The sequence below is a fragment of the Moritella sp. 28 genome (genome assembly GCF_018219435.1).
Taxonomy (GTDB): Bacteria; Pseudomonadota; Gammaproteobacteria; order Enterobacterales; family Moritellaceae; genus Moritella.
Genome location: NZ_CP056121.1, coordinates 4107777 through 4132371, shown reverse-complemented (window position 1 = coordinate 4132371; position 24595 = coordinate 4107777). Strand labels below are relative to the sequence as shown.

The window sequence follows — 24595 nt, the reverse complement described above, 5'->3', positions numbered from 1 at the left end:
ATTCAACACTTTAATTCAAGGTGTGTTACAGTTCCCAGCTAAATTACCTAAATGTTATCAGTGTGATATGTTACTAAATACCAAGTTAATACAAATTGTCCGCGATGAATCTTTATCTGTATATAAGGAGGCTATAAAGGATCGATTAATATATTTATTGATATTAGTTATGGTGCTATCAATATCAATATTTACTTTTTATTATGATTATACTAATCAATTACGTTTTTTTTCTTACTTTCATGCACTGGGATTTATCATACCAATTTCAACATTACTCTATGTAATTTTTTACTATTTTAAGCGACTAATCAATAGAGAGCCCCAACCCATTAAGTGCTTTAATAACCCACTAGCACTAGTCTATGCGTCTCGAACTAAATTGCTCTCATCTTTCTTACTCCTTACAGCAATTAGTCTATTTATGTCATGCTTTTCGACGATGAAAAACATGATACCTATCGTCAATATGTTTAAGTATGACGTGCTATTTCAAGAGCTAGATAGATGGTTTTTTTTAGGACACGACCCTGCTCTATTTATTCATAGATTAATCGAAAGTCCTTACGGGATTTTTATCATGGATCTCTGTTACAACCTTTGGTTTTTCATTATGTGGACTGTGATATGCTATTTTTTACTCGCATCTAACTCTGTCGTTAGAACCCGTTTTCTTATTAGTACGATACTGTGTTGGTCAATCATCGGTATCGTAATCGCCATGTTATTATCGTCTGCTGGACCTGCATTTGTCCCACGATTAAATCCTGAAAATCATGCCTATGACTTACTAATACAAACGTTAGAAAACAAGCATAACTGGCTAATAGAACAAGGATGGCCTGGATTATCTAGTCTTTCTATGCAAAATAATTTATGGGATGCGTATGCAAATAATAAAGACATGTTAGGTAGTGGTATCTCAGCGATGCCAAGTATGCATGTTTCTGTTGCCGTACTTATGGCTCTGGCAATCTCTAGTGTGAATCAAAAACTGGGATATGCACTGTGGGTATTTGCTTTTATTATCTTTATCGGATCTTTTGCCCTCGGATGGCATTATTTTGTAGATGGAATTGTCAGTGCTTTGCTGACTCTATGTATTTGGCGTATATCCTCTTATGTCGGTGAAACCGATAGGCAGGTTATCTGTACAACTCGAATTTCTGAATAAATAAGCCACAACTGTAGTGGATTAGTTAAATTGGCCTCCTAATTAGGAGGCTTTTTAGGTCTCCGTTAGAAATGTCATATTACCCATTTAATTTCGATATTTACCATGAGACTTTTAATACTTATTTCCCTTGCTATAAAATTAAAATATAATAAAATCAGTTCCATACCTGTCCTGTTATACCTATGTTATGAGTCACTTGGTACGGAAACTATGAGCACTCCGATAATTATAATCACTATACTCTGTTGCCTGGCTGTATACGCGGGGATTTTCATCACTTACCATGTAGTTAAGTCTGATTTTTTTGATAAGAAACAGAAAGTTATTTTAATAAGTGTGGCATGGTTATTACCAATTATTGGCGCTGGTTTAATTTTTAGTTTATTAGCTGAAGATAAGCCGATTAAGAAAAGATCTAGTTTTAATTTACTCGATTATATTTTTTTAACTGCAGTTCTTACGCAGAACTCTAATAGTTTTGATAGTGGTTCTCCTGCGAATTATGATCAAAGCAGTAGTTGCGATTCAGACATATAACAAGTCAATTTAAGCGGGATCAAAACCTGAACCTCAGCTCTTTCTTTGTGGCCAAATTAATTGCGTTATTACAAAAGGCTTAAAGACTTATGTTTAAAAAGTTATATTTGTTATGCTTTGTTTTCTCTATTCAATACGGTCAAGCGGCAAGTTCCACCTATATAGACTTCTATGTTAGCAATGACATCCCTAAGAATCTTGTCGAATCAAAAATAACCAACTCAATTGCAGACTCAAACTTAGTGCTAAGTAACTCGTCTCTCCCATTAACTCGAAAGCAGGGCCATATTTATTTTTCTTCATCGTTGGCTGATGTGAATTATGATCGACTTGATTTAGTTATGATTCAATTGATGATTGAGGATTACAATCTGTACAAAAAACTAATTGATGGTAGTAGATTGTCAGTGTTATTAATGAAATCACCGACCTCTACAAAGAGTCTTTGCGGATCGACTGTATCTATTTCTTTTCCAAATATTGCGATTATTGATCTGAATTGTGACTCTCTAACTTTAGAACATGAACTAGGCCATTTATACGGTGCTCAGCATGAAACCGTATACGAAGAAGATTTAATTCCCTATGCCTATGCTGCTGTATGCGGAAGATATATAACGATCATGTCTTCTGTGACATCGTCGGTGAAAAATAAACAAATTATAAAAGCATATTCATTCCCTGAATTAAAGGTGTATGGCGATCAGTGTGGTAGTCATAGCACAAACAATAGAAAGGTTATGTTGGATAATATTGAAAAATTTCAATTCTATTAAAGTCTTGGAACCCCTTAATAAATGCCATAATATAGTTTATAAATAAATTAACATAGTAAGCTAGGCAATGAACGATACACACTTTTTAAACGTCGATCTGGATGTCGAATCAAAGCAGGATATTACCCCGATAGTCGAGTTTTGGGGAGATGAAATATCAGTGTTTCGACTTGAAGAAGTCGACGGTACTTGGTTCGGAGCCTTCGAAACGCTAGAGAGTGCTGAAGATGACATCATTGAAAAATACCATCAGCTAATAACAGGTTTACCATCTGATCTAAGGACCATTTGGGACTCTGCCATAAAACGTGTCTTTGATTTTGGCTATGATGGTGGTTCAACACCAAGGGCCTTTCAGTCCACGTTGAGTCAAGATTCGGTTTCAAAACTCGCTGACGTTGGTGGGCGAATTACAGTGACTATCTACGCGCCAGAGGAATAGTCGGGCGCAAACCATGCTATCTGGAAGTTAAAATCCAGATGCAAGTAAACTAGTTTCTGCTACTTTTCTTGGACCACTCTTTGCTATAGTCCATGAATATTCGATATGCTTTTAACAAAACTGACTGCACCTTGAACCTAAGTTGCAGACTTCATTAATATAATTATGATGCTCGACGTGTTAATGGAATTTCAGTGCCCAATTTTGTCAACATAATTTGCCATACATTGAGATCTCGACAACGGAATGCACCAGCACAACTTAGAAGGTAATATTTCCACATTAGATAAAACTTTTCACTGTAATTACTTGCAATATTTGTCCAATTTTTTTCAAAGTTTTCATACCAAGCCATTAATGTTTTATCATAATCTGGACCAATATTATGCACACACTCAATGTTTAATTTGTTCTCGATAGCGCCTGATATTTGAGTCATCGAAGGAATAACACCATTAGGGAAAATATATTTTTGGATCCAAGGATCACTTTCATTAATTGTTCTCGAAACTGAACCACCTATAGTATGGCAAAGGAAAATGGCATCATCTTTCATAAACCTTTTTGCACATTCAAAATATTCATTGTAATTTTTAGGTCCAACGTGCTCTAACATCCCAATAGATACTACACGGTCATAGGTTTCAGTGGGTTGGTAATCACGATAGTCTTGTAAAACAAAAGTAACATCTAGCCCTTGAGCATTAACTCTATCTTGACCTAACTTTTTTTGTTCTTTAGATAAGGTTAAACCATCACAAATAACACCGTAGTGTTCAGCTGCATATATCATAAAACTGCCCCAACCACAGCCGATATCTAGTACTCGCATACCTTTTTTTAGGTCTAGTTTTCGACATACCAAGTCTAATTTAGCCTCTTGTGCCTCGTCGATATTACTTGAATCCTCCCAATAAGCGCAAGTGTAAGTCATTCTTTTATCTAACATATTCTCAAACAGATCATTGCCTGTATCATAGTGAGATGAGACATCTTTTTTTGAACGTTCAATCGTTTGAGGGTTAAAAAACTTACGTAATTTATTTTTACCTACTTCAACTCCAATACGAAGCTTTAATAAGCCATCTAGTTTTGACTCTATATCCGTACGTAAAATTTTACTAATTAACTCTGATATATCATCACATTTCCATTTCCCGTTCATGTAACCTTCACCGAAAGCGATAGAACCTTCAGTTAGTATATTAGTATAAAGCTCTTCATCATGAACTTGGATATCCCATGGACGATTACCATCGATCTGAATATCAGCTTTTAATAAAATTGATTGGAATAAATCTTTATTAGACATAAAACTCTCTTGAATTGAATAAGAAATTAAATAGATATAATTTAAGACTCTAAAAAAGGGGGGCGATATTAATCGTCCAGCCTAAGCGTATAAATTATATTAATTCGGGGACCTTTCCAGTTAGGAGCTGTTGAACTTTAAAAATGTATTTTACTTGTATTACCGCCACGGCGTAATCCGATACTTTGATTACATTTAGATGCCGCGCCAGCACTGTGCTGATGAGCTTTGATATAGCTCCCATCAATGAACTACCACTCACAATCGCTGTTTTTAGAAAGTGTTCTAAATCATCGTAACAGAATGCCTTCCAATGTTTGACGATGTTCAGGTTTCTCATAGACACGCTCTTCAAGCAATATAGATTTTCAGTTTCGACCAGTGTTCATCCTTGAGCATTAATTAGGGCATAGTAAAACTTAATGACAGACCGAGAAAGAAACTTGATTACAAAACCCCTGCTCAATTAATGGCTGAGCATATAGTAGCGATAACTGTTTAGCGGTAATGTACTTCGAAGTTGAATCTGCCGATTTAAACGTGATCTGAACTTTCGAGTCGGGTTTCACCCTTATTTCGAATGAAGGTAGTGTGCGCTTGTTATTAGTCGTTATCAATAAACTTGTTGTTTTTTTTTAATTATGAGTATTTTGTGAGCTTACGAGAGCATAATTTGACATGACAATACTGTTGTAATCCCGGCTGATATGCCCAGCTGTCGCTTGATTATCAATATACTGTAATATTTACCTTCAGCTAGCACTCTTCATACTATAAATTAAAACTTGCGAAATGAAGGTATAGCAATTTCAATCAGGCATTGGTTTATGTTCACATATATCATGACCTCGATTTCTTAATTGGGAAGCAGAAGGTAGATAATGCGTGTAGATAAATACCATGAAGAGCGGATTAAAAGAGTTTGTGATTACATTAATAATCACTTAGATGAAGATATGTCGTTGGAAACATTGAGCAACGTTGCAATATGTTCTAAATATCATTTTCATCGCATCTTTAAGTCCTTCATGGGGTTTAGCACTATTCAGTTTGTGCTGCTTGCTAGAATGAAGCGAGCCTCTTTTAGATTGGCATTCGAATCAGAGAAAAGTATTATTGATATTGCCTACGAAGCAAATTTCGAAAGTCCAGAAGCATTCTCGCGTGCGTTTAAAAGAATATTCAAGCAATCACCTTCCCAATTTAGGCACAATCCAGAGTGGCAGTCGTGGCACTCTAAATATGAATTTAGACCACCAATAGTTGGAGAGATCATTGTGGACATAAAGGTTATTAATTTTGAAGAAAAGAAAGTTGCGCAGATAGAGCATAGAGGCGACCCTAAATTAGTTTTTGATACAGTAGCAAAATTTATTGCTTGGAGAAAAGAAACTAGTTTATCTCCGGTTAAAAAGAGTGACACTTTTGGTATTCCATACAGCGATCCGAATGACACACCAAGTGCCGAATTTCGGTTTGATATTTGCGGTACGCATAAGGGGGAAGTTCCAGATAATCAATATGGTGTAAAAGCGGGCGTGATCCCGAGTGGCCGCTGTGCAGTTGCTCAACATAAAGGTAGTCATGATAAAATCAGTGATACTGTTTATTATTTGTATCAAAAATGGTTACCAGATAGTGGTGAAGCGCTGCGTGATTTTCCTTGTTTCTTCCACTACTTGAATTTTGTCCATGAAGTGGATGAGTGTGAATTGGTAACAGATATTTACTTACCTATTAAATAGGTTTCGCATTTGGTCATTATTAAAACCCCTAATGAAGTGCCACATTAAGTTGGATATTTTGGTTAATCAGGTGCTGCACACCGTAGATATCTGCTTGTTTACTTTAAAAATCACTTATTTACAATGGTTTACGATGCTTTGCAGTACTAGGCTTGTCACTAATTCTGTCTTCAACTAGTATGCTTTTCAGGTAAGACCAGTGGTATTCGGCTGGTCTTTTTTGTAAAGATGATAGGTTCGTTGGTGGGTATGATATCAATATATGAAACGGGTAAAATGCGGGTCGAAATTGGCGATGAGGAAGTAGTAAAAACTTTTAAAATTAGACCAAGTTACAAAAAACGTTATAGTCGCGAAAAATTCGCGCTGCTTAGATTAAAAGGTCTATCTGGATTTCCTGAAATAATTAAATATAAAGACGATGATACCACTCTAACAATGACACGCTTGCTTGGTGAAAATAAGGAACAACTTTCTGATGAAGCACTGCAACATTTGTGCTTACTGGTTGATAGAATGTTATGTGCAGGTGTAGCTCGTCACTCTCTACCAGAGCGCGATTTACTTATTAAAGATGATAAGGTTTCTATCGTTGATTTTGAACGCGTGACACTTCGTGGTTCGACTTGGTCACCAATATGGTTTTTTTCTAAAAAAGTAACACGCTTCCATCTACTCCGGCTAATTTCGCGACATAACCCAGCGCTATTATCTGAAGAAGAGAAAAATAAGTTGGCCTATTTTTCAAATGTACGTGAAAAGTTACAAGTTCTAAAAAGACTCCGTACAAAAGGACGTAAAGTTTGGCGTCCAAAAACAAAACCTGGCGTTTATACGAACAAATTTGAAAGTACAAAGGCGAAAAAATAACTTATCAGTGCGCGTTTAGCCTCCAGTCAGGAGGCTCATTTCAATTAACAACGACAGTTAAATTATTATTATGCTTCAGCAGTTACTTTAGCTTTAGTCACTTTTTTTGGTGCCGTGTTTAGTTCGCTAATAAGCACTGTCAGTTGATCAATTTTGTTTTCTAATTCACTTAGTTTTGAATCTTGAGCACCCGTAAAACGGCTAGTGATACTTTGCAATTTAGTTTCAACTGGCTCTGAGGTGGTTTTTTTAGTAAATATTGTAGACGTTTGTTCTTTCAGCTTCGATTCAACTGGCGCACCGCGCTCAACAAGAGATTCAAAAATTTGCGTTGCTTTATCTGATGATTTTGATGCTTCGTCAATGATCGTGCCATAAACACCAAAACCAGCAGTGACAGATTTTTTTGCAGTGTCTTTTGCGATAGTTAAGATAGTTTTTGCTTGGTCAAGTAAGTTACTCATGATAATCACTCCTAGTAAAATAATATAGATTAAGGTTGTTCCAACAGAGTGAATCATATTGATTTTATTTAGAAATATAATTCCATCGAAAACAAATAAACGCCTAATGGTAGATAGCCGTTCATCACATAGGAGGAAACATGAGTAAAAACATTATTATTTGTTTAGATGGTACATGGAACAAACCAGCAAGTGGTGTTTCATATGTATCTTACAGGTTCTATCACGCAAGTATTCTGTGCTAGAACTGCCGAACAGCAATTAGAAAGAATACCTACATAGCCTGATGATACGTGTTACATACTATATATTAAATAGGGCTAAAATCTGTAAAGTTTAGATACTTGGCCTTGACGGACTTACTTAAATTACACATAAAATGTGTTATGCGCAGTGGTACTTTATTCTAATGTAAGTGCAATATAGTAATGTCACATTCTAACAATTTAGAGATGTCACATTTTGGTATACTTGGTCGTAACTAATCCAAGCATCGAGTTGTGCCATGTTGATTACTATGAGGAAAAAGAACTGCATCGTTTAGGTGTTATTAAAGATATTTGTCATAAGCGGATCACTCAAGTAGCGGCCGCTACACAGCTAAATCTAACCCGCAGACATATTCAGCGACTTGTTAATACATACCGCCTTCATGGCGATATTGGATTAGTATCTAAGCGCCGTAACATGCCGAGCAATCGGCGCTATCCAGCCGAATTTAGAGAACAAATCCTCAACATAGTTAAAGATAAATACAGCGACTTCAAACCCACATTTGCTTGTGAAAAACTATTAGAGAATCACAACATCAAGCTATCTAGTGAAACGCTCCGTCAATGGATGGTCGCAGATGGTTTGTGGACTGTTCGCCGTCGCAAAAAACGGCAAATCTATCAGCCCCGATATAGACGAGATTGTGTTGGCGAATTAATTCAAATCGATGGTTCTCATCATGATTTGTTCGAAGGCCGTTCACCTAAATGCTGTTTACTCGTATTTATTGATGACGCGACAAGTAAATTAATGTCCCTTTATTTCTGTGAAGCTGAAACCACCTATGATTATATGAACGTAACCCGTCAGTATATTTCTGAATATGGGAAGCCAATTGCGCTCTATAGCGACAAGCATTCCGTCTTTAAAGTCAACAGTCCTAGTCGTAAAACAAGCAAGCAAATGACGCAGTATAGCCGAGCGTTATGCGAGTTAAATATCGAGCTTATTTGTGCTAATAGCTCACAAGCTAAAGGACGTGTTGAGCGTGTAAATTACACTCTGCAAGATAGATTAATCAAGGAGATGAGGCTTGCTGGTATCAATACGATTGAAGAAGCGAATGCCTGGGTTCCACACTATATTTCACTCCATAACGCACGCTTTGCGTGCTTACCCCACAGTACTGACGATAAGCATCGCCTACTCCAAGAATCTAACGTAGAGCTTGATGATATATTTGCGCGTCAAGTGAGCCGCAGCTTAACTTCATCACTTACACTCCAGTACGATAAAGTCATTTACATGTTCACACCGACCGATAAAGCCAAGTGTTTGGTCGGTAAAAAGGTCATGATTTATGATTATCCCGATGGCACGCTATCCATTCAACATTGCGGAGAGTCATTTGAATACAGCATATTTGATAAGCTGAGACATGTTCAGCAAGCTGAAGTCGTGAGTAATAAACGATTGGGTGCGGTCTTAGCGGCTGCGAAGCGTTCACAGGATGAACGAGAACATGAGCCGAGTTGTAACCGCAACTCAAGAATGACAAGTCGCAAGGCACCCAAGCGTTTGATGAACCCGATTTACCTTACTGACGTCGAGTTTAAAGCAAGTTCATCTCGTGATTAAGGAGATGAACAATGTGACATTTCAAACTTGCCTTAACAGGTACTTTATTCTAATGATATTAAAACATAGGCTCTATAACGTTAAGTTTTTGAGTTGAAAGGTTTGTGGACAAGTTTTGACTCTATAAAATGCCAGCTACATGTAGCCATTAGTGCAACCGTAATGGTTGAAAGGGTAAATCCAATATAAATGTTTTCAAAAAAACCATACATAACAAAAATTTGAATTATTGGGAAATGCCATATATATATGCCATATGATACATCACCAATTTTATTGCTGACTTTAATCGGTTTTATAACAAAGGCAATGATGTATACAAAAGCACCGACTAAAAGAGCTGATAATATATATATATCTTTGAACCAGAATAATAATGGAATTAAAAATATTAAGTGATAGTCCTTTAGGAATGATAGGTTAGCAAAGTTAAATATAGCTCCGATCATAAAGAATAACATCATAGAAGGTAATTGATGATTTAAACTGCTACTGAATCCATACTTTTCAACTAGATATTCAATGTAGTAATAAGAAACTATTGAAATGACCGCTATTAAAACGGTTAATGCATAATTGTTAATATATCGATTAAAAAAACCATAAATTATCGGTACTGATATGTAAAACATAACCTCAATTTTCAGTGTCCACAGGGAGCCGTTCACCGCTGACATTCCATTTTCAGTAAACATTTCTGGAAGTGATGGTGCTAAAAAATTTGCAAAAAAGTAGTTGGATATTAGGTATTTTAGTGCACCATCATTCATGTAATTATAAAATGATGATGAATAATTAAAATAACTGATAATAAAACAAAATGAGATCACAATAAAATATAATGGATATATTCTAAAAAATCTAGATTTAACATATGTTGTGATATTACTATTGCGTAAATAGCTTTTAACTATTAAATAACCACTTACAATAAAAAAACCCTGAACTGCAATACCACTAGGGAAGTTTTTTAACAAATCTATTCCAGCAAGCACTCCCATGTGAGCATAGAACACTGTTGTGGCGAGCACAATCCTCAATATATCAAAGTTATTCTTATTCAATGGGTTTCAATCCTTTTTTAATTAAAGCTATCATGAAACATAATGATAGCTTTAAGGTTTTTTGCGCCCACCTTCTCGAAGTAGGCATTAGGAATATGATCTTGTCAATTTAGGGTTAAAGAACACTGATGTTACAGTGCCAATAATTACCATATCAACCCTAAAGTTACACTTTTGTAAGTTCAAACTTACGTCAACTTAAAGTAGGCCTTAACGTTACAAATTAATGAAAAAATATAGATGTCAGTACTTAAGGAAAAGTTAAAGTTAATTTCGAAGATATGGTAACAAAACCCCTAATAGATACCCACTGTTTTATTTTTGCGTAAATTTTAAAGTTTTTCTTTTACTATAAAAAGATAGGTATTTGCAATTGATTTCAGCGGTGATTCCACAGATTTGTTGATTATAGATAAAAAACCGCTCTCTGAGCGGCTGTTGAACATAAAGGTGATTATGCGCATGATGAATGTAAGTCCCAGTTAGAGATGTCAGGTTTGTCACCGTTAGAAATGTCATGTTGAACTATCTTCAGAGCATCAATTCGACGCTCTGGACCTACATGATGTTACTCACTATGACTGATATTGAAATATACAGAATTAACACCATCAAAAATGTCATTGATAAACGTATCTCTGGCGTCGATGCTGCCGCGCTTCTAAACCTAAGTCCACGACAAGTATATCGACTGACGAAGCAATATTTAAAACATGGTACTGAAGGTTTGATTTCACATAAACGTGGCCAGCCCAGTAACCATCATCATTCCTATAAATATTTTAGGTTTTACTACCAATTAATGAATATATTAAAAGTTATATAATTCAAATTGAAATACCATCAAACCCCCACCCCCCTTAGTAAGTACCTATTTATGGTGGATCACTCTAATTGTACACGTATCGACAAGTTAAAACTTCACTCTGAAGGTTGGGGTTGGGGGATTCAAAAGTCGTAATTGTTTGATTTGAAAAGGAAATAAATATAGCATTCTGCAGTCTTATTTATCTTATTGTAGTTAATCTCCCTGACTTACATGGGAGGTTGAGTAAGTTACAACAAATAAAAATAGTAATGGAGTACTAACCATGATTGTAACATCTCCAATGGAGTTATTATTAACGGATTTATTTTTAAAAATAAACATAACAAACGATGTCTGCGCAAATGTAAAACTGGAAGGGTTATCCGCAACAGGCTCAATTAAAATAAAATCTGCAATTTCGATGATATCTCAGCTGGAAGAAGAAGGGACCCTAAAACCAGGAATGGACATTATTGAAAGCTCTTCAGGAAACCTAGGTATAGCATTAGCCATGATCTGCGCAACCAAAGGGTATAACTTTACCTGTGTTAGTGATCCTAATATTTCACCCCAAACAGCCAGAATAATTAAGGCATACGGGGCTCGTCTCATCATTGTAAAAGATAAAGATTCAAACGGTGGTTATCTTTCAACTCGTATAGCCCTGATCCGTAGCCTAATCCAGTCTAAGCCTAACTTAACTTGGATAAACCAATATGAAAATATAGCTAATATTAATGCTCATTATTCAATGACTGGTCCAGAGATTTTACGAGAGTTTCCAGACCTTGATTATATATTCATTGGTGCTGGCACAACGGGAACTTTAGGAGGTGTTTCCATCTATTTGAAAGAACACTCACCAAAAACAAAAATAATTGCTGTAGATAGTGTCGGATCAGTAACTTTTAATACCCCATCAGGAAAAAGGTTTATTCCAGGTTTAGGATCTAGTTGTCGTCCTCCACTGAGTAAGAACTCTGTTTATGACGAACTAATTTTAATCCCAGAAACTGACACCATTAAAATGTGTAGCATGCTCGCTAAGAAAGGAATATTACTAGGCGGTTCTTCAGGCACTGTTCTTTCTGCGGTTCATAAATTTGCCGATAATATTCCAAAAGGCGCAACTGTGGTTGCGATCTCTCCAGACATGGGAGATCGGTATGTTGATACCATTTATAATCAAGAGTGGGTATCTTCTAAATTTCCAGTATTAAATAATCAGGCTGACTTAATCCAGGCAATCTAATTTACAAATAAAATAGAAGGAGTAATTTAATGGAAAATACATCGATTCCTAAATTCAAAGTTGTTGGTTCAAAATATATTTCACAATGGCTTAATGAAAACCCTAAGTCAGTGATTGAAGCTGCAGAATCAGCCTATTTAATGCATGCAGATTCTAAAACAGTGAGTCCAGATAGCTATTTTTTACGCTTTCCTGATAATACTCGAGACAGAATTATAGCTTTACCAGCATCACTCGAAGCGGAACAACCAATTACCGGAATAAAATGGATTTCCAGCTTTCCTGATAATATTAACAAACAGTTGAATAGAGCATCTGCTGTTATTATCGTCAACGATAGAAATACCGGCTATCCAGTTGCTTGCTTAGAAGGTAGCTTAATCAGCGCAGCTCGTACTGCTGCATCTGCTGTTATTGGCGCTAAATACCTCCACAGTACACCAGGAAAGATAAAACGATTAGGAGTGGTAGGTTGTGGACCCATCTCCTTTAGTACTGTAGATCTTCTAGTCGGTTCAGGTTGGGAAATTGAGGAAATGTATGTTGCAGATCTATCTAAAGATAGATCATCTATATTTCGCAATAAATGTAAAAAGTCACTCGTAAGTAACTCCAAAAGTGCAACACTTGAGGAAACAATTACAACGTCAGACTTAATTTTAATAGCAACATCCGCGACTGTCCCATACATACTTTCTCCTGAATGGTTTAAACATGCACCTACTGTTCTTCACATGTCACTACGTGACCTTGCACCTGAAATAATACTGAGTGGACAAAATGTGGCAGATGATATTGAACACAGTTTGAAGTCTCAAACTTCTACACATTTAGCGAGTCAACAAGTTGGGCACAGTGATTTTATGGCAGGTGGTATTGCCGAAGTGATCAGAAATAAAGTAACTCCAGATCTGACGCGTACACGTATTTATTCTCCTTTTGGTATGGGGATTTTAGATTTAGCTGTAGCTCAAAAGATTCTTAATACTGCTGATAAATCAGATGTCACCGAGCACTCTGACTTCTTTCCTGAGGCTTACACAAACTAAATGGGTTAAGTCACGCGATGGGAAAATTTTATCTTTAGCTGGAGGGAAGTAGGTTACCTTGAAGTTGTAGAGTGTGGTAGTTCATTGAAACTAGCCTCCAATTCAAATCAGGAGGCTCATTTTAATTAACGACGATAGTTAAAATATTATTATGCTTCAGCAGTTACTTTAGCTTTCGTCACTTTCTTTGGTGCCGTGTTTAGTTCGCTAATAAGCACAGTCAGTTGGTCAATCTTACTTTCTAATTCACTTAGTTTTGAATCTTGAACACCCGTAAAACGGCCAGTGATACTTTGCAATTTAGTTTTAACTGGCTCTGAGGTGGTTTTTTTAGTAAATATTGTAGACGTTTGTTCCTTCAGCTTCGACTCAACTGGCGCACCGCGTTCAACAAGAGACTCAAAAATTTGCGTTGCTTTATCTGATGATTTTGATGCTTCATCAAGGATAGTGCCATAAACACCAAAACCAGCAGTGACCGACGTTTTTGCAGTGTCTTTTGCGATAGTTAAGATAGTTTTTGCTTGGTCAAGTAAGTTACTCATGATAATCACTCCTAGTAAAATAATATAGATTAAGGTTGTTCCAACAGAGTGAATCATATTGATTTTATTTAGAAATATAATTCCATCGAAAACAAATAAACGCCTAATGGTAGATAGCCGTTCATCACATAGGAGGAAACATGAGTAAAAATATTATTCTTTGTTTAGATGGTACATGAAACAAACCAGATGAAGGTAGGCATGCAGAAAACGAAGAAACCAATGTTCGGAATCTGTGGGAAATCTTAGACAAAGCCTAACCAAAGCGGCAATTGGCGTATGGGACACTGTCGGTTCGCTTGGTGTGCCTATCGGGTTTTTAAAAGAAATCACTAATGAATATCTTCAATTTCATGATACAAGACTTAGCAAAGATGCTTTGCATGCATATCATGCTGTTTCAATCGATGAGCAGAGAGAAACGTTTAAGCCTAGCTTATGGGCAATGCGTGCTGGTGCCGCATCGGTAACCGATATAAATACCCCAAGTGTCCATGTCTATGTGCTCCAAAAATTAAAGTAGTGAAGTGAACGACTTAACTTAACTGGTCTTATTGTATTGCTGTTGCTAATGGAGGTTATAATCTAAAGACGTCTTCATTTATTAGAGATAAGTCTTTGTTAATTATAATAAGCCGCTCGTATTTTACAGGATTACAGAAAGAGTTTGTATACCAATAACTGCAAGGTAGCGTGTTCATCTTTATGTTTATACACCTAAGCCTCAGGTGAATAATAAGGACTGTAATGTGTTGCGTTAAAATTAAAAGTAGATATGATCATTGATAATTCGTCATGCTACTAAAGTTAAATTTATTTATGATCTTCAGCTCACCTATTTTTTTATTCATATTTTTACCTATCGTGTTCATACTTCACAGTTTATTCAAGGAGGAGATAAGTAAAAAAAGTATACTCGTATTATCTTCTCTGATTTTCTATGCGTGGTGGGAACCGTCATATTTGATATTAATGGTAGCTTCTATTTCTATTAATTATTTGCTATATCAGCTTATTGTGAACGGTCATAATAAATCAAAGCTACTGACGATTATAGGGGTGGTTTTTAACGTTTCATTATTGGCGTATTTTAAATACTCATATTTTATAGTAGATAATATATCTTACTTTATAGGGGATGTTTCTATTGAAAAAATACTACTACCCTTAGGTATTAGTTTTTTTACTTTTCAGCAAATCGCTTTTTTAGTTGATTCATACAAAAATGATACCGATAAGTACAACCTATTAGATTACACTTTATTCGTAACATTTTTTCCCCAATTAATTGCAGGGCCTATTGTTCATCATAAGGAAATGATGCCTCAGTTTAAGTACTATAAAAAAACAAATCCCAGTAGAATTATTAAAGGTTTCATTATTTTCACTATAGGTATGTTTAAAAAATTAATTGTAGCTGATACCTTTTCCATATGGGCAGACACTGGATTTTCTAATGTAACAGGTCTAACTTTTTTTAGTGCTTGGTTGACAACCATAAGCTATACAGTTCAACTTTATTATGACTTTTCTGGTTATTGCGATATGGCAATAGGGCTTGCTCTAATATTTAATATTAAGCTACCAATAAATTTTAACTCTCCTTATAAAGCTAGCAATATACAAGACTTCTGGCATCGTTGGCATATCACTTTGTCAACTTGGTTAAAAGATTATATTTACATCCCTCTTGGCGGGAACAGAAACGGTCATGTAAGTGCATCATTTAACGTATTCATGACATTTCTGATTGGTGGTCTTTGGCACGGAGCTGGTTGGAACTTCATTATTTGGGGGGGGATGCATGGTGCTGCGCTGGCGATACATAGAGCTTGGTCTTACTCTAAACTAAGAATGCCTACATATATATCTTGGTTTTTAACCATAATGTTCGTGCATTTTGCTTGGGTGTTCTTTAGAGCTGAAAATGTATCGATAGCAATAACTGTGATCACAAAAATGCTGAATTTCAATCTAGATATATCGAATATTAGAATGTTTAGTGCCAACGCAATAAATTTTCCACTTACATCACCACTAACCAGTAGCATTATTATGATCATATTCTTATTCGTAATAATCCTATGTACTATAGTGATGAAAAATTCGTTGGAAATTACAAAGTATAATAATGAAGAACATGTATTTTCGACGAGATCGATAATTTTATATGGGATGTTACTTGGTTTTGTTTCTTTAAGTATGTTTATGACTTCAACTAGTTCTTTTTTATATTTTAATTTTTAGGCTACTTATGAATAAATTAATTATCTTTCTGGTTTCATTTTCATTTGCTTTTTTTCCTATACCTATTTTTGGTATTTACGCACAACATAAGATATTTAGTTATAGTATTTTCAATTACAACTATTCACTTTATCGACTTGGTATTAGTTCTGATAAAAACAAGGCATTAGTCGGCAGTGATGGATGGTTGTTCTTAGGTAATAATTACGTATCAGTAATGACTAAGTCTAAGACTAACTACAAGATACCAGATGATGAAGTAAATTCTAATGAACAATTTATTAAAAAACTAAAAGACATTTCTGAAGAAGCTAATTCAAAATTTAAATTCATAGCTTTACCTAATAAACATAGTATATATGGTGAACACTTAGGGCTTAACTCAAATGTTGGTGAATATAGTTATTATAGCCATAATGCAAACCCTGTAAGATCAAATATGGTTTCTTACCTCAGAGGAATGAAAACAAAAACGTCTAATGATTTATATTTCAAAACAGACACACATTGGAATGATCTCGGTGCGTTTTATGGTTATCAATATCTAATGAAATACACCTTTAATGATAATTTCAACAGAATTCCTAGCTCGTTAAAATTTCATGAAATTAAATATAAAAGTGGTGACTTAGCTAGATTATTGAATGTTGAAGATTTAATTCCAGGTAAAAACATTACAGTATTAGCACCAACAACCGACAAAGTTATTAGGACTAATTTAATCACGAATGTAGTTAGCAATGTAGGTATTCAGGGGGATATAAACAATTTTGCGATTAAACAACCAATAAACATTGTGAACAATAATGCGTTGAATAACATAAGTATATTATGGCTTCATGATTCATTTGGTCGTGCTATGAGTCCATATATGCACTCGACTTTCAGAAATGTTACACATCAACATTATACCGATGCTTTTGAAAATATGTCAAATTTAAAAAAATTAATTCAAAATGTAAAACCAGATATAATTCTCCTTTCTGTTGTAGAACGTAATTCATTAAGTTTTGGTAAGTATTTACCTAAAAATTAAGTGGGTGCTGGCCATAACCATCAATTGATGAAAGTTACTTGATGGACTAGTGCAGAGTAGATATTGGATTCTAGAGGCAATCTGTAATTCTAACAAGTTGTTCGCTTTACCCAAGATCAAAAAAGCCTGACTCCGATAGAATATCGAAACCAGGCCTTACAAGCGGCTTAACTAAAATGTCCAACTTAACGGGGTCACTTCAAATTAGGAGGCTCATTTCATTAACTACGACAGTTAACGTATTATTATGCTTCAGCAGTTACTTTAGCTTTCGTCACTTTCTTTGGTGCCGTGTTTAGTTCGCTAATAAGCACAGTCAGTTGGTCAATTTTACTTTCTAATTCACTTAGTTTTGAATCTTGAGCACCCGTAAAACGGCCAGTGATACTTTGCAATTTAGTTTTAACTGGCTCTGAGGTGGTTTTTTTAGTAAATATTGCAGACGTTTGTTCTTTCAGCTTCGACTCAACTGGCGCACCGCGTTCAACAAGAGATTCAAAAATTTGCGTTGCTTTATCTGATGATTTTGATGCTTCATCAAGGATAGTGCCATAAACACCAAAACCAGCAGTGACAGATTTTTTTGCTGTATCTTTTGCGACAGTGTAGATAGTTTGTGCTTGGTTAAGTAAGTTACTCATGATAATCACTCCTGGTTAAATAATTTAGATTAAGGTTTGTTCCAACAGAGTGAATCATATTGTTTTTATTTAGAAATATAATTCCATCGCAAACAAATAAACGCCTAATTATAACGGGGATGGAATTCGCGGCGCTTATGTTCGTCGTTTCCTCTTCGATAGTTGGCTACATAGATATTATTTTCACCGATCTCAGTAATTTAATCACCAAGGTGATTTCCAAGATCAAAAAAGCCTCCAATTAGGAGGCTCATTTCATTAACTACGACAGTTAACGTATTATTATGCTTCAGCTTCAGCTGTTACTTTAGCTTTAGTCACTTTTTTTGGTGCGGTGTTTAGTTCGCTAATAATCACAGTCAGTTGGTCAATTTTACTTTCCAATTCACTTAGTGTTGAACCTTGAACACCCGTAAAACGGCTAGTGATACTTTGCACTTTAGATTCAACAGATCCTAACGTGATTTTTTTAGAAAAAATTGCAGAGGTTTGTTCTTTTAGCTTCGGCTCAACTTGCGCGCCGCGCTCAACAAGAGATTCAAAAAGTTGTGTTGCTTTATCTGACGATTTTGATGCTTGATCAAGGATAGTGCCGTAAACACCAAAACCAGCAGTGACAGATTTTTTTGCTGTATCTTTTGCGACAGTGTAGATAGTTTGTGCTTGGTTAAGTAAGTTACTCATGATTATCACTCCTGGTTAAATAATTTAGATTAAGGTTTGTTCCAACGAAGTTAATCATATTGTTTTTATTTAGAAATATAATTCCATAGCAAATAAAAATTCCAACCAAATAATCCTAACGGTTTAATGGGTCCTCAAATATCAGGTTTTGAATACAGCTATCCTGCTAAGAACTTATATTTGAAATGTGGTTTCAAAGTCATTGGTGAAATGTCTGTGATCTTCATATCAAGGGCTTGAAATTTAAAGTGTTAACCCGCATATTTTATTTGAACCGTAAATTATAAGGAACGTAAAATGGCTTCATATCGGTTAACGTTTACATATAAAAAGATAGAATATAATGAACCTTTGGATAAGGTTAAGCTTGCTCAAATAGGCTGTGACTCAGATAAGGAATTAGATGTTGATTCTAAGAGAACTATCGCTGATATTTACAATAAAATTATACTTCCAATGATTGGTAACCCTATCGGTGGCATTAATATCACTCGTTATCAGAGTGAGAAACTAGAATCATTTGGTTTTGAAGGAAATATACTTTTATTTACGCATGACATTCGTGATGAGGCGAAACTGATTAATCCCATATTAAATAGTGCTGGTGAAATATAAGTATACGCTAGTGAGTTAAACCTAAATGCTCTGGTGCAAAATGTGAATACTTTATCGTATCTACAATTGATACATGACCCAGTATTCACTGTAGCACCAGAATACGTAGATTAAGTACGTGGTGTTACACGTCGTGTTATACCATATGCATTTCCTCTTAAGTCCACCCTAAGATTAGCTGAACGTCGTATAACTTGAACCTTGGTTTTTCCTTCTGAATCCATTTTTTCTGTGAACTCTCGGCTGCCATCTTCACGCCAAGTCTCTTTTACTACAGCACCAATAAACGTATAGAAGGTATTTAGCTGATCAAGATTTTCAATGATGTACCAGTTTCCGCAGGTAACTGCAGCAAGAGGGAAAGATGGTTCAGCAACTGGTTGAGTGAATAAACACTCCTCTCCAATTACATCTCGTTCGTTAGCGATCATATGATCCATATAATTAACCTGTGCACCATGACGAATGGGAAGGTAATCATTAAAAAAATGATCACGTGGCATTTTCGTTCTAGAGACTCCTTTCCTCTTTATGGCGCTTGTATATTTTTTATATCCCTCTGGATCATTGTCTGAAAATACTTTTACGCGTGGTATATCAAGGCTAAGAATCTTATTATTTATCGCTTGTATTATCTTCTTTTCTTCTGATAAGCAATGAATACTACGGTCTCCTTGTAATACTGTTCGAGGACGACCGCCGCAGTGTGTGAGCATATCATGAATATCGTAATCACCAGTAAAGGCAATGCTCTTACCATTGCGGAACAGTTTTTTCTTTAGATCATCAGGATCTAAATGGTTGAGATCAATAGAGGCAACCTTATACAGTACGGGTTTTTTTTTCGCAAGCTGAACTGCTCGTTCTTCACCAGTTAAAGAGGTAAAAATACCTGTTATACCATGAGTGTCATCCCACCGCGCTGCATACCCTAACAAATTAGCATTTTTTAGTTTTTTTATTAGAGCTTCTCGTACGGCAGCTTTACCACTACCTTTATACGCCTCTGCATTTGAAATCGCCCCTTCTTTAATTGTTTTTGCAAGGATATCATGTCCCTTCATCGGCGCTCCTTCACCAATGCATTTTATAGAATGCTCTCCTGTCTCACGGAATGTGACAGTAAAACGGCATTTCTCTGATGCTGCTGTAATTGGGGTGTAGTGATCGGGGTGAATATAAGTTTCGGTCACTTCAGCGTAGCTAGCTTTTTTCATTTGAACTTACCTTAAATATTATTACAAAGTAGATAACCGCAATTCGGGTTAATAAATGGAGCTAAAAGCTAGATCTGTCGCTTAAAAACGTACAATAACAAGGAGCTAGCGTTGAACAAATTAGTTGATCTATTTTGTGATGTCGATAATTTTTTTGTAAGCATTTATCAGGTGAGAAACTAGAATCGTTTGGTTTTTAAGGATATATACTTTTATTCACGCATGAATTTTGCGATGAAGCGAAATTGATTAATCTCATACTAAATAGTGTTGGTGAAGTAGAGGTATATGCTAGTGAATTCAATTTCTTCTCCGTTCCTCATTAATTCTCTATTACTTTTTGGTTATTTGTGCACTGGGTCATAGTTCGTAAAGGGATATTGCCATTTCTCTTGTAGAGGACTAAAAAACCAATATTATCAATTGGATATGGAATCTTGTGATTAATTAACAGGATTTTAAACATAAATAACAGGACTGCACACTTTTTCAGAATTAGCTTTAATGTCAGGTTGGTATCTTGTATTTAGTTAGTTGCTATTGACTAGGGTGAACAGGTTTGGGGAGTCGGGATGTCCTGTTATACAAAGTGAGGCACAAGGAAGAGTTATGAAAGCTGCGGATATATCCGAATCATATGTTAAGACATTTTGTTCCGAAATCAGCGGAACGCAACCAATTTTAGTTCCTTGTAAACCTCAATATCAAGAGCGTGAAAATGAGTGCTTCCAATTAGTCCAAGATAAAATTGATGAATTTGGTGGAACATTGGTTACCGGTTGGGTTATTTGGGAGAAAGTGGGTGTATTTATAGAGGCTGAGTTTCATGCGATTTGGTTGGGTCCTGATGGTAAATACATTGATCTTAATGCCCGTGATATGTTTTCAAACCTGAAGGAAATACTGTTTATTCCCGATAACGAAACTAAGTACGAGAATAGACAAATTAACAATATCCGTAAGCCTCTTATAGATGACCCAATGGTTAAGAAGTTTTTACATCTGAATACGAAACGTTTCGAATTTATGAATCGAGGGGAGCGTGCTTACCAACATGGTGAAATTGAACTCTCGACACGGGAAAAGAAAGAATATAGTAAATTAATTAAAGAACTTATAAAGCTGCAACAAAAAATCGACAATAAGTATGAGGCAGCTGTTGCCCAATAAAATATTAAAGTTTTATTAAATGTGTGACTTTCTCTGAATCGGTTTTAATGTCGGTGGTATCTTATCTTACTTATTTTATTTTTCATCTCATGGAGTTATTGTGATCATTCGATCTTACGCAAAATTTTCAAAGCAGAATTCATTTCTACATAAATTGCATATCATATCGTTATTAATCATTACCTTATTTTCGGTCTATGAAGTATTAGAATTAGCTCACATAATTTTTTCTTTAGGATTTATTTTTATTATACCTTCGTTAGTACTCTTATCTAAATCATCAACATATAAGAGAAAGTATTTAAATTAAACCTTCGCTTAGGGGGTTAATCTTTCAATCAAAAAAGCCTCCAATCAGGAGGCTCATTTCAATTAACCACGACAGTTAAAGTATCATTATGCTTCAGCAGTTGCTGGTGCTTTAATTACTTTTACAGGTGTCGTTTTTAGCTCGCTAACCAGCGTAGTCAGTTGGTCAATTTTGACTTCTACTTCACTCAATTTTGAACCTTGAACACCAGTCAAACGGCTAGTGATACTTTGCGCTTTAGATTCAACTGATCCTAACGTGATTTTTTTAGCAAAGATTGCAGACGTTTGCTCTTTTAGTTTAGGCTCTACTTGCGCACCGCGCTCAACAAGAGATTCAAAAAGTTGCGTTGCTTTATCTGATGATTTTGATGCTTGATCAAGGATAGTGCCATAAACACCAAAACCAGCAGTGACAGATGTTTTTGCAGTGTCTTTTGCGACAGTGTAGATAGTTTTTGCTTGGTTAAGTAAGTTACTCATGATTATCACTCCTGGTTAAATAATTTCGATTAAGGTTTGTTCCAACGAAGTTAATCATATTGTTTTTATTTAGAAATATAATTCCATAGCAAATAAATAAATTCATCATGACATTATATCTTAATAGGGATATTGGATGGCCGTTAGCTAGGTGCTAAGAGTAATTACTGGTGGGAGTTAGTTCGCTCGCATTCACATAGCGAACTAACATATTACATAGTATGCGTTATGACTTTATAGTCTTAACAGTCTTAAGATTCACAAGCGCCAATCATTGTCGGGATAGAAAGTGCTGGAACAAGAAGGTAATCAGCTGAACAATCTTTTTCTTTGTTATAGGTAGTACCAGTACAACCAGAAAGAGCCATGAAAGTAAGGGCGATGCCAGCTAGTTTTAAAACATTTTTCATAATAAATCCTTTTTATATAATAAAAGTAAAACTCAGCACAAATATACCTTAATAATCAGTAAACTAAAAGTGAATCAAAGGTTGATTTAAAGTTAGCAAAAGGTAAGTGCAAGGTAAATTAAAGGTAGATAGCTGTCAGTGTTTGAATGTTGGTAGTTTAACTGACTTGAAATGATGTTTTTGGGGACGTTAGTTCACTAGTACTCACGTAGCGATCCGAACTATATACCAAGTGCCGCGTTTCGGTTTGATATTTGTGGTACGCATAACGGTGAAGTCCCTGATAAATGAGTGATGCAGTGTTATTTGTTTATTTTTTAGTTCTGTCACACTTTGTAACAAAATAGTGTTTTTTCATTTGATTAGTTATTATTGACTAGGGTTATCAGGTTTGGGTGCTTTACACTACAAATTGTATTTTTAGATGTTGTCTTGGGTCGTATCGGCTACATGATTGGTGGGAATTAGTTCGCTATATTTTACGTAGCGAACCATAATCTTGATCTTACACAGCATAATTCTTTCACTTTCTATGTAAGAGGTTGATTTTTTATTTGATTACGCCCGCGATTTTAGTTTGATCAACACCAATGATGCGGTTTACTACACCAAGGAATGATGAGGTATCTGTAACTGTTGACTTGATTGTTACGATTTCAGCATTTTCTGGCGCTAATTCCATTGCTCGTTCTTGGGTGTCACCACCAGGGAACTGCATAAATAATACATTTACATTCTCTGCATGGGCATCAAACGTTTCGTCAGTTTGACGAATACCAGAACAACCAGACAAACTGATAACAAGAAAAGACAATACTAATAAATTTTTCATTTTAAACTCCTTAACAATGTATAGGATTATTATAGATTTTTTTAAAAGTCCTATTCAATGTTTAAAATGTAAGTGTTTGTCGTAGCTGAACTAATACAAATCTTTACATAAATAAATATATTTATCCTTATAATCGAGGTCGTATCATCTCGATTTAGGGAAACCACGTATTATCGTTATCAACCTTAATGTGAGCTAGCAGGACTTGAAGTCCAATATTCTAACTATCTAAAGTAGTAAATTTGGAGAATTTTATGAGCGCTCGAAAAGTGGTGATAATTACAGGTGCTGGGCGAGGAATCGGAGCTGCGACAGCGCAACTTTTTGCGAGTAAAGGTTATGCGGTATGTATCAACTATAAGTCTAATTCAGAATCTGCCAACCAATTAGCGGAAGCGATAATCGCGGAAGGTGGGAAATGTATGACTGTTCAAGCCGATGTTTCTTCTGAGAAGGATGTGGTACGAATGTTTTCTACTGTGGACAAAGCGTTCGGTTCGGTATCAATATTAGTGAACAATGCAGGTATTTTGAAAAAGCAGTCACGCTTAGAGGATATGAGTGCCGATAGAATCAATTCAATACTCGTAAATAATGTCACCAGCTATTTTTTATGCTGCAGGGAAGCTGTAAAGCGCATGTCTACTCGTCATGGTGGCTTAGGTGGGGTAATTGTTAATGTATCTTCTGGAGCATCACGCTCTGGTTCTCCAAATGAATATATTGACTATGCCGCGTCAAAAGGAGCGATAGATACCTTAACTAAAGGTCTATCGTTAGAGGTTGCAGGTGAAGGCATTCGGGTTAATTGTGTACGTCCAGGGTTAATTCACACGGATATGCATGCAGACGGTGGAGAGCCAGAGCGAATCGAAAGGTTAAAAAATATTATTCCACTGAAAAGAGGTGGTAAACCTGAAGAAGTTGCTGAAGCCATCTACTGGTTAGCTTCAGATAAATCGTCATTTTCGACGGGAAACTATTTAGATCTAGCTGGTGGTCTGTAATGCAGTGCGTTGGTTTGATATCAAATATTGCAACCTCTTTAAACAAATCAGT

At 35.6% G+C, this 24595-nt stretch carries 25 protein-coding genes and 2 pseudogenes; 16 read left to right on the top strand and 11 right to left on the bottom strand.

The genetic code is table 11. From position 1 onward, the window contains the following. Positions 1–67 precede the first annotated feature (67 nt). The 4 genes from HWV02_RS23065 (at position 68) to HWV02_RS18240 (ending at position 2932) form a co-directional block, all read left to right on the top strand. Positions 68–1174 (top strand): phosphatase PAP2 family protein, encoded by a 1107-nt coding sequence (locus HWV02_RS23065; protein WP_370629413.1) that lies wholly within the window; start codon positions 68–70, stop codon positions 1172–1174. Positions 1175–1387: 213 nt separating this feature from the next. Next, a complete protein-coding gene (locus HWV02_RS18250; protein ID WP_211689096.1) occupies positions 1388–1714 on the top strand; it encodes a hypothetical protein in 327 nt (108 codons plus the stop codon). An 89-nt stretch (positions 1715–1803) separates the two neighbouring features. Then, positions 1804–2490 carry a hypothetical protein gene (locus tag HWV02_RS18245; protein ID WP_211672827.1) on the top strand — a complete coding sequence of 229 codons (687 nt, stop codon included), beginning with the start codon at positions 1804–1806 and terminating at the stop codon, positions 2488–2490. A gap of 67 nt (positions 2491–2557) precedes the next feature. Beyond that, positions 2558–2932, top strand: coding sequence for a hypothetical protein (locus HWV02_RS18240; RefSeq protein WP_211672826.1), 375 nt, complete (start codon positions 2558–2560; stop codon positions 2930–2932). A gap of 163 nt (positions 2933–3095) precedes the next feature. Here the strand turns inward: HWV02_RS18240 and cfa are convergent, their stop codons facing one another. Both cfa and HWV02_RS22925 read right to left on the bottom strand, forming a co-directional pair. Further along, on the bottom strand, positions 3096–4244 hold the full coding sequence (gene cfa / locus HWV02_RS18235) for a cyclopropane fatty acyl phospholipid synthase (protein ID WP_211689095.1): 1149 nt from the start codon (positions 4242–4244) through the stop codon (positions 3096–3098). 143 nt (positions 4245–4387) lie between these two features. Then, positions 4388–4643 (bottom strand): annotated as a pseudogene (locus tag HWV02_RS22925) (IS5/IS1182 family transposase); the annotation flags it as partial. A 482-nt stretch (positions 4644–5125) separates the two neighbouring features. On the opposite strand from HWV02_RS22925, the gene HWV02_RS18230 reads away from it, so the two are divergent. Beyond that, positions 5126–5989 carry a GyrI-like domain-containing protein gene (locus tag HWV02_RS18230; protein WP_211689094.1) on the top strand — a complete coding sequence of 288 codons (864 nt, stop codon included), beginning with the start codon at positions 5126–5128 and terminating at the stop codon, positions 5987–5989. Positions 5990–6238: 249 nt separating this feature from the next. Next, positions 6239–6859: a hypothetical protein gene (locus tag HWV02_RS18225; RefSeq protein WP_211677085.1), complete on the top strand. Its 621-nt coding sequence runs from the start codon at positions 6239–6241 to the stop codon at positions 6857–6859. Between the two features lie 68 nt (positions 6860–6927). Here HWV02_RS18225 and HWV02_RS18220 read toward each other — a convergent pair whose 3' ends face one another. Continuing rightward, on the bottom strand, positions 6928–7323 hold the full coding sequence (locus tag HWV02_RS18220; protein WP_211677084.1) for a hypothetical protein: 396 nt from the start codon (positions 7321–7323) through the stop codon (positions 6928–6930). Between the two features lie 505 nt (positions 7324–7828). Between HWV02_RS18220 and HWV02_RS18215 the strand changes: the two are divergent. Continuing rightward, positions 7829–9174: pseudogene (locus HWV02_RS18215) on the top strand (ISNCY family transposase). Between the two features lie 80 nt (positions 9175–9254). Here HWV02_RS18215 and HWV02_RS18210 read toward each other — a convergent pair. Beyond that, positions 9255–10238, bottom strand: coding sequence for an acyltransferase (locus tag HWV02_RS18210; protein ID WP_211689093.1), 984 nt, complete (start codon positions 10236–10238; stop codon positions 9255–9257). 517 nt (positions 10239–10755) lie between these two features. On the opposite strand from HWV02_RS18210, the gene HWV02_RS23060 reads away from it, so the two are divergent. From HWV02_RS23060 to sbnB, 3 genes are all read left to right on the top strand, one after another. Then, positions 10756–11064 (top strand): helix-turn-helix domain-containing protein, encoded by a 309-nt coding sequence (locus HWV02_RS23060; RefSeq protein ID WP_370629412.1) that lies wholly within the window; start codon positions 10756–10758, stop codon positions 11062–11064. A 265-nt stretch (positions 11065–11329) separates the two neighbouring features. Next, on the top strand, positions 11330–12298 hold the full coding sequence (gene sbnA, locus HWV02_RS18200; RefSeq protein ID WP_211677083.1) for a 2,3-diaminopropionate biosynthesis protein SbnA: 969 nt from the start codon (positions 11330–11332) through the stop codon (positions 12296–12298). Positions 12299–12327: 29 nt separating this feature from the next. Next, positions 12328–13347, top strand: coding sequence for a 2,3-diaminopropionate biosynthesis protein SbnB (gene sbnB, locus HWV02_RS18195; protein ID WP_211677082.1), 1020 nt, complete (start codon positions 12328–12330; stop codon positions 13345–13347). A 149-nt stretch (positions 13348–13496) separates the two neighbouring features. Here sbnB and HWV02_RS18190 read toward each other — a convergent pair whose 3' ends face one another. Beyond that, positions 13497–13892, bottom strand: coding sequence for a hypothetical protein (locus tag HWV02_RS18190; protein ID WP_211689091.1), 396 nt, complete (start codon positions 13890–13892; stop codon positions 13497–13499). A 235-nt stretch (positions 13893–14127) separates the two neighbouring features. Between HWV02_RS18190 and HWV02_RS18185 the strand changes: the two genes are divergently transcribed. The 3 genes from HWV02_RS18185 (at position 14128) to HWV02_RS18175 (ending at position 17175) form a co-directional block, all read left to right on the top strand. Continuing rightward, the gene (locus tag HWV02_RS18185; RefSeq protein ID WP_211689090.1) at positions 14128–14415 is read left to right on the top strand and encodes a phospholipase effector Tle1 domain-containing protein; all 288 of its coding nucleotides are present in this window, start codon (positions 14128–14130) and stop codon (positions 14413–14415) included. Between the two features lie 449 nt (positions 14416–14864). Beyond that, positions 14865–16139 carry an MBOAT family protein gene (locus HWV02_RS18180; RefSeq protein WP_255550681.1) on the top strand — a complete coding sequence of 425 codons (1275 nt, stop codon included), beginning with the start codon at positions 14865–14867 and terminating at the stop codon, positions 16137–16139. Positions 16140–16146: 7 nt separating this feature from the next. Next, entirely contained in the window at positions 16147–17175 is a 1029-nt protein-coding gene (locus HWV02_RS18175) for a hypothetical protein (RefSeq protein WP_211689088.1), read from the top strand. A gap of 245 nt (positions 17176–17420) precedes the next feature. Here HWV02_RS18175 and HWV02_RS18170 read toward each other — a convergent pair whose 3' ends face one another. Both HWV02_RS18170 and HWV02_RS18165 read right to left on the bottom strand, forming a co-directional pair. Then, positions 17421–17816, bottom strand: a complete 396-nt coding sequence (locus HWV02_RS18170; protein ID WP_211689087.1) for a hypothetical protein — start codon at positions 17814–17816, stop codon at positions 17421–17423. Positions 17817–18098: 282 nt separating this feature from the next. Further along, positions 18099–18500 (bottom strand): hypothetical protein, encoded by a 402-nt coding sequence (locus HWV02_RS18165; protein ID WP_211672819.1) that lies wholly within the window; start codon positions 18498–18500, stop codon positions 18099–18101. Between the two features lie 297 nt (positions 18501–18797). On the opposite strand from HWV02_RS18165, the gene HWV02_RS18160 reads away from it, so the two are divergent. Beyond that, positions 18798–19115: a hypothetical protein gene (locus HWV02_RS18160; RefSeq protein WP_211689086.1), complete on the top strand. Its 318-nt coding sequence runs from the start codon at positions 18798–18800 to the stop codon at positions 19113–19115. Positions 19116–19225: 110 nt separating this feature from the next. On the opposite strand, the gene HWV02_RS18155 is transcribed toward HWV02_RS18160, so the two are convergent. Then, on the bottom strand, positions 19226–20332 hold the full coding sequence (locus HWV02_RS18155; protein WP_211689085.1) for a hypothetical protein: 1107 nt from the start codon (positions 20330–20332) through the stop codon (positions 19226–19228). 609 nt (positions 20333–20941) lie between these two features. Here HWV02_RS18155 and HWV02_RS18150 point away from each other — a divergent pair. Continuing rightward, positions 20942–21502, top strand: coding sequence for a hypothetical protein (locus HWV02_RS18150; protein ID WP_211677078.1), 561 nt, complete (start codon positions 20942–20944; stop codon positions 21500–21502). A gap of 396 nt (positions 21503–21898) precedes the next feature. Here HWV02_RS18150 and HWV02_RS18145 read toward each other — a convergent pair whose 3' ends face one another. The 3 genes from HWV02_RS18145 to HWV02_RS18135 form a co-directional block, all read right to left on the bottom strand. Next, a complete protein-coding gene (locus tag HWV02_RS18145; protein WP_211672815.1) occupies positions 21899–22294 on the bottom strand; it encodes a hypothetical protein in 396 nt (131 codons plus the stop codon). 251 nt (positions 22295–22545) lie between these two features. Then, positions 22546–22704 carry a DUF4223 family protein gene (locus HWV02_RS18140; protein WP_211672814.1) on the bottom strand — a complete coding sequence of 53 codons (159 nt, stop codon included), beginning with the start codon at positions 22702–22704 and terminating at the stop codon, positions 22546–22548. Positions 22705–23254: 550 nt separating this feature from the next. Beyond that, positions 23255–23536, bottom strand: a complete 282-nt coding sequence (locus tag HWV02_RS18135; RefSeq protein ID WP_211677077.1) for a tRNA modification GTPase — start codon at positions 23534–23536, stop codon at positions 23255–23257. Between the two features lie 254 nt (positions 23537–23790). On the opposite strand from HWV02_RS18135, the gene HWV02_RS18130 reads away from it, so the two are divergent. Beyond that, positions 23791–24543, top strand: a complete 753-nt coding sequence (locus HWV02_RS18130; protein WP_211677076.1) for an SDR family oxidoreductase — start codon at positions 23791–23793, stop codon at positions 24541–24543. The last annotated feature ends 52 nt before the right edge of the window (positions 24544–24595 follow it).

What these genes read in the sequence shown, in the direction of transcription:
- HWV02_RS18160 (WP_211689086.1), top strand. Translation starts at nt 18,798, where the DNA reads ATGGCTTCATATCGGTTAACGTTTACATATAAAAAGATAGAATATAAT.
- cfa (WP_211689095.1), bottom strand. Translation starts at nt 4,244, where the DNA reads ATGTCTAATAAAGATTTATTCCAATCAATTTTATTAAAAGCTGATATT.
- HWV02_RS18180 (WP_255550681.1), top strand. Translation starts at nt 14,865, where the DNA reads ATGGTAGCTTCTATTTCTATTAATTATTTGCTATATCAGCTTATTGTG.
- HWV02_RS18250 (WP_211689096.1), top strand. Translation starts at nt 1,388, where the DNA reads ATGAGCACTCCGATAATTATAATCACTATACTCTGTTGCCTGGCTGTA.
- HWV02_RS18175 (WP_211689088.1), top strand. Translation starts at nt 16,147, where the DNA reads ATGAATAAATTAATTATCTTTCTGGTTTCATTTTCATTTGCTTTTTTT.
- HWV02_RS18170 (WP_211689087.1), bottom strand. Translation starts at nt 17,816, where the DNA reads ATGAGTAACTTACTTAACCAAGCACAAACTATCTACACTGTCGCAAAA.
- sbnA (WP_211677083.1), top strand. Translation starts at nt 11,330, where the DNA reads ATGATTGTAACATCTCCAATGGAGTTATTATTAACGGATTTATTTTTA.
- HWV02_RS18220 (WP_211677084.1), bottom strand. Translation starts at nt 7,323, where the DNA reads ATGAGTAACTTACTTGACCAAGCAAAAACTATCTTAACTATCGCAAAA.
- sbnB (WP_211677082.1), top strand. Translation starts at nt 12,328, where the DNA reads ATGGAAAATACATCGATTCCTAAATTCAAAGTTGTTGGTTCAAAATAT.
- HWV02_RS23065 (WP_370629413.1), top strand. Translation starts at nt 68, where the DNA reads ATGTTACTAAATACCAAGTTAATACAAATTGTCCGCGATGAATCTTTA.
- HWV02_RS18190 (WP_211689091.1), bottom strand. Translation starts at nt 13,892, where the DNA reads ATGAGTAACTTACTTGACCAAGCAAAAACTATCTTAACTATCGCAAAA.
- HWV02_RS18135 (WP_211677077.1), bottom strand. Translation starts at nt 23,536, where the DNA reads ATGAAAAATTTATTAGTATTGTCTTTTCTTGTTATCAGTTTGTCTGGT.
- HWV02_RS23060 (WP_370629412.1), top strand. Translation starts at nt 10,756, where the DNA reads ATGTTGAACTATCTTCAGAGCATCAATTCGACGCTCTGGACCTACATG.
- HWV02_RS18245 (WP_211672827.1), top strand. Translation starts at nt 1,804, where the DNA reads ATGTTTAAAAAGTTATATTTGTTATGCTTTGTTTTCTCTATTCAATAC.
- HWV02_RS18240 (WP_211672826.1), top strand. Translation starts at nt 2,558, where the DNA reads ATGAACGATACACACTTTTTAAACGTCGATCTGGATGTCGAATCAAAG.
- HWV02_RS18150 (WP_211677078.1), top strand. Translation starts at nt 20,942, where the DNA reads ATGAAAGCTGCGGATATATCCGAATCATATGTTAAGACATTTTGTTCC.
- HWV02_RS18230 (WP_211689094.1), top strand. Translation starts at nt 5,126, where the DNA reads ATGCGTGTAGATAAATACCATGAAGAGCGGATTAAAAGAGTTTGTGAT.
- HWV02_RS18145 (WP_211672815.1), bottom strand. Translation starts at nt 22,294, where the DNA reads ATGAGTAACTTACTTAACCAAGCAAAAACTATCTACACTGTCGCAAAA.
- HWV02_RS18225 (WP_211677085.1), top strand. Translation starts at nt 6,239, where the DNA reads ATGATATCAATATATGAAACGGGTAAAATGCGGGTCGAAATTGGCGAT.
- HWV02_RS18140 (WP_211672814.1), bottom strand. Translation starts at nt 22,704, where the DNA reads ATGAAAAATGTTTTAAAACTAGCTGGCATCGCCCTTACTTTCATGGCT.
- HWV02_RS18165 (WP_211672819.1), bottom strand. Translation starts at nt 18,500, where the DNA reads ATGAGTAACTTACTTAACCAAGCACAAACTATCTACACTGTCGCAAAA.
- HWV02_RS18155 (WP_211689085.1), bottom strand. Translation starts at nt 20,332, where the DNA reads ATGAAAAAAGCTAGCTACGCTGAAGTGACCGAAACTTATATTCACCCC.
- HWV02_RS18130 (WP_211677076.1), top strand. Translation starts at nt 23,791, where the DNA reads ATGAGCGCTCGAAAAGTGGTGATAATTACAGGTGCTGGGCGAGGAATC.